Raw genomic sequence first — 4435 nt, 5'->3', positions numbered from 1 at the left:
GCCCGCTCCACCGTCGGCAGCATCCCCCGCAGCCATTGGTCGTCGCCGGTCACCATCCAGGTGGACCAGATGGAGAGCACGGCGATGTACTCGACATCGGATTCGGTTTCGACGCGCCAGGTGCGCCCGTCGCCGGCGATGCCGTCGAGGATCTGCCCGACCTGCGCCGACTTGCGCGCGAGCGCCTCCCAGCCGCTGGTGAGGTCGCGCTCCCAGCAGGGGTAGGCGAGGGAGTTGTAATACATGTCGCGCCACCAGATGCCGAGCATGCGGATCGAATCAGCGGTGGTGTAACCGACCATCTCCCGCCCGTCCACCTCCAGGCGGCGGCGGTTGAGGCGAATCGCCTCCCGGTTGGCGGGCAGGAAGCGATCGTACAGCGCGACGCCGGTCTCGACCCCCGTCTGCGGCTCCAGGTAGAAGTTGCAGATGCGGCTGTGCTCCTCGTAGTCGCCGAAGTAGAGCTGGATGAATTGCATCCCCGGCTCGCCGCCGCAGAGGAACGCGCCGGTGCCATCCCCGTTCGTCAGGGCAACCTCGATCTGCTCGTATGCGCCGCCCAGCCCGTCGCGCACCACCAGCCGCGCCGGTTGCTCGGCCCGCCCCGCGGGCGCGGTCACGAACACCGTCACTTCGTCCAGCGGTCGGTAGGTCAGACGGTCAGTGCGCAATTTGCCCCACGCCGCCTCGACGTGCGCCGGGGGTATGTAGTCTCGCTTGTCCATCTGCTTGCTTACCTCGTTTGATCCGCTTGCCATCTCCGCCGCCCCCCCCATGCCGGAACCCCCAGCTTCGGCGCGGTGCCAGGGGTTCCCTCTGCAAGCGGCGATGAACCGGCGAGTCAGGCATCCGCCGTCGGGGCTTGCTTGTACGCGTAGAAAAGGTGCTCCAGGTACCAGGTGTCGCCGTCGTTGGCGAGGACGCGGTAGGCCGCGCCGGAAAGCGCGATCGCCAGCCTACTTCACGGGCGCGCGGTCTGGAGCCTCACGTAACGTCGGCTGCCAGACGATGGGACGGCGACCTGGGCCGCGCGTCCTGGGATAGATTGATTGGACATGTCCATCAGCGAAGGCATAGATGTCCATATCGTCGCCTCTGATCCGCTCCGCCAGTAGCTCCGCCCCGCCGGCGGCGTTCCAGCCGCGGTCGCTCTCGAAGATCAGCACGACCGAAGCAGGGTCAACTACGGAATCAGCACGCACATCGCTCAGCGCCGAGTTGAACGCGTACGCACACTCGAGTCCGCGCGCCAAGGGGTCGCGGAAACTCCGTCGGTCACGAACGTACGGCAGGAGGTCATCACACCACGTTGCCGCCTTCGGAAAGCGGCCCTGGTGATCCTGCGCGTACTCCAGGGCGGCGCTACCGAGTACCTTCGTGTTCCCGATTGTGACCGACTGCTGGGCGGATCTCCAGTCGCCCGCCGCGACCCACTGGAAGCCGGTCGCCGGGGCCCAGGCCAGCAGGGCTATCAGCAAGCCGACGGACCCGAAGCGCGGCGCCGAAAGAGAGCGTCCTCGCCGCCGCTGGACGTGTCTCACAACCAGGTCAAGAACCGCTAGAAACAATGCGACCGTCGGCACCCAGGCTGCGACAGTGAACGCGCCCCTGGGGATCCCCTACCAAGCGATGGTGTCGCCTGCAGCGTCAATGGCCCACACCACGGTGATGCCGCCGACAAACGTGAGGCCGGGCAGCGCGATTGATACCGACTCCAGACGACTCAATGCTCATCCCCCCGGCGAGTTCAACTTGCCCCCGGCGCGGTGGCGGCCTTGAGCGCGGCGGTGAATTCCTCCACCACCTGCTCCAGGTCCTCCGCGCCGGCGTGCCGCGCGATGAGCTCCACCAGCGCGCTGCCCACGACCGCCCCGTCGGCGAATTCGCATACCGCGCGAATCTGCTCCGGGCGTGAGAGGCCGAAGCCCACCACCACGGGCAATTCGGGCGCACCGCCGTGCGCCCCTACAACGCGGACCCGCTCCACCAGCGCCCGCGCGTCGGGGGGCAGTTGGTCGCGCGCGCCCGTCACCCCCAGCCGCGACACGCAATAGATGTAGCCGGTCGCCAGTTCGGCCACCGATGCGATGCGCTCATCCGGGCTGGTCGGCGCCAACAAGAATATGGTGTCGAGCCCTTCCGCGCGCGCGTGCCGCAGCCACGCTTCGGCTTCTTCCGGCGGCAGGTCGGTCAGCAGCACCCCGTCCACGCCCGCCTGCGCGGCGGCTTCCGCGAACCGCTGCCACCCGAACTGCGCCACCGGGTTGGAGTAGGTCATCAGCACTACGGGTGTCTCGAATCCGCACTGCGATGTGGCACAGCCGCCCCCGGCTGTGTCCGGGCGGCTTCGTGAAGCCGCCCCCACGTGGCGAGCACGGAATCGCCCAACAAGATCCAGCACCCCCTCCACCGTCGCCCCGGCGCGCAGCGCGCGGTCATAGGCGGCCTGGTTCACCGGCCCGTCGGCCAGGGGATCGGAGAACGGTATGCCGAGCTCGATGACATCCGCCCCCGCCCGCGCCAGGGCCTGCATCACCCGCAGCGTGGTCTGCAGGTCCGGGTCGCCGGCGACGATGAACGGTACCAGCGCGCCCTCGCCGCGCGCGGTCAGCTCGGCGAAGCGCCGCGCGATTCGCGTCTGCTCCGCCCGCGCCCGCGTCACTCCGCACCCCCTTGCGCAAGCTTCTCGATGATCGCGGCGTCCTTGTCCCCGCGCCCGGAGAGGTTGACGAGCATCACCGCATAGGGCCCCATCTCCGCCGCGATCTTGCGGGCGTAGGCCAGCGCGTGCGCGCTCTCCAGCGCGGGGATGATGCCCTCCAGCCGCGACAGCTCGCGGAACGCCGCGACCGCCTCCTCGTCGGTGACCGAGACGTACTCGGCGCGCCCGCTGTCGCGCAGGTGGGCGTGCTCGGGGCCGACCCCGGGGTAGTCCAGCCCGGCGGCGATGGAGTGGGTGGGGTGGATCTGGCCGTGGAGGTCCTGCAGCAGGGAGGTCATGGCGCCGTGGAGGATGCCCGGGGTGCCCCGGCCGAGGCTGGCGGAATGGCGCCCGGTGTCGAGCCCCTCGCCGGCGGCCTCGACGCCGATGAAGCGCACGTCGTCATCCAGCAGCGGATAGAAGATCCCGATGGAATTGGAGCCCCCCCCGACGCAGGCGAGGACGCAGTCCGGCAGGCGCCCCTCGACCTCCAGCATCTGCGCCCGCGCCTCGCGTCCGATCACCGACTGGAAATCGCGCACCATCATCGGGTAGGGGTGCGCCCCCACCACCGAGCCGATGACGTAGAACGTGTGCTCGACCGTGGTGACCCAGTCGCGGAAGGCCTCGCTGGTCGCATCCTTGAGGGTGCGCGTGCCCGCGCTCACCCCGATCACCCGCGACCCCAACAACCGCATGCGGAAGACGTTGAGCGCCTGGCGCTCCATGTCCTCCTCGCCCATATAGACGTCGCACTCGAAACCGAAGAGGGCGGCGACGGTAGCGGTCGCGACCCCGTGCTGGCCGGCGCCGGTCTCGGCGATGATGCGCCGCTTGCCCATGCGCCGCGCCAGCAGCGCCTGGCCCAGGGTGTTGTTGATCTTGTGCGAGCCGGTGTGCGCGAGGTCCTCGCGCTTGAGATAGACCTTGGCTCCGCCCCAGGCCTCGGTCAGGCGCCGGCAGAGGTAGATCGGCGTCGGCCGCCCGGCGTAGGAGCGCAGGTAGTAGTCCAGCTCTTCCTGGAACGCGGGATCATCCTTGGCCGCCCGGTAGGCGCGAGTCAGTTCCTCCAGGGGCGCCATCAGGGTCTCGGGCACGAAGCGCCCGCCGTAGGGGCCGAAATGGCCCCCCTTATCCGGTAGCACCGCCTGTGGAGAATGCTTGGGAGAGCGTGCCAACTCCTCTCCCTCTGAGGGAGAGGCGGGGAGAGGGTGCGGACTCATGGCGTCTCACCCCCACCTCCATCCTCCCCCTGGAAGGGGGAGGAGTTCGCCGCCCAATCCGCACTGGCCGTGATCACTTCACATCTGGCTTTCATCGAATTCCCTCACCGCGCGCACGAAGTCGCGCATCAGTTCATGATCCTTCCTGCCCGGCGACGCCTCGACGCCGCTGCTTACATCCACCGCGTAAGGCCGCGCGGCCTCCAGGGCCGCAACGACGTTGTCCGGGGTCAGCCCGCCGGCCAGGACTATCGGCTTGCCCGCGTCCGCGGCGGTCCGCGCCAGGCCCCACTCAAAGGCGACCCCCGTGCCGCCGGCTTTGCCCGTCACGCGCGAATCGAGGAGAAAGGCGTCCGCGCGTCGGTACGCGTCCAGCCGGCCGAGATCACCCTCGTCGCCGATGCGGAAAGCCTTGATAATCCATGGCATGGGTGTCATTCCGAGCGGAGCGAGGAATCTCGGTTCCGTACATCCTGGCGAGACCCTTCGCAGTTTATCCTGAGCGAAGTCG

The 4435-nt window shown here is 68.8% G+C and carries 5 protein-coding genes; all 5 read right to left on the bottom strand.

The features are described from left to right. On the bottom strand, positions 1-758 hold a 758-nt coding region (locus tag VM221_00370; protein ID HUT73273.1), incomplete at its 3' end, for a hypothetical protein. Between the two features lie 198 nt (positions 759-956). Next, the gene (locus tag VM221_00365) at positions 957-1478 is read right to left on the bottom strand and encodes a hypothetical protein (protein ID HUT73272.1); all 522 of its coding nucleotides are present in this window, start codon (positions 1476-1478) and stop codon (positions 957-959) included. 269 nt (positions 1479-1747) lie between these two features. Further along, positions 1748-2662 carry a tryptophan synthase subunit alpha gene (gene trpA, locus VM221_00360; protein ID HUT73271.1) on the bottom strand — a complete coding sequence of 305 codons (915 nt, stop codon included), beginning with the start codon at positions 2660-2662 and terminating at the stop codon, positions 1748-1750. Then, complete coding sequence (trpB, locus tag VM221_00355; GenBank protein ID HUT73270.1) at positions 2659-3879, bottom strand: tryptophan synthase subunit beta; 1221 nt, start codon at positions 3877-3879, stop codon at positions 2659-2661. The genes trpA and trpB overlap by 4 nt, the downstream gene beginning before the upstream one ends. Positions 3880-4002: 123 nt before the next feature. Further along, the gene (locus VM221_00350; protein HUT73269.1) at positions 4003-4353 is read right to left on the bottom strand and encodes a phosphoribosylanthranilate isomerase; all 351 of its coding nucleotides are present in this window, start codon (positions 4351-4353) and stop codon (positions 4003-4005) included. Between the last annotated feature and the right edge of the window lie 82 nt (positions 4354-4435).

The sequence above is a fragment of the Armatimonadota bacterium genome (assembly GCA_035527535.1).
Lineage (GTDB): Bacteria > Armatimonadota > Hebobacteria.
The sequence above is the reverse complement of the archived record's forward strand: the minus strand, read 5'-3'. Positions and strand labels throughout refer to the sequence as shown.

What these genes read in the sequence shown, in the direction of transcription:
- VM221_00350 (HUT73269.1), bottom strand. Translation starts at nt 4,353, where the DNA reads ATGCCATGGATTATCAAGGCTTTCCGCATCGGCGACGAGGGTGATCTC.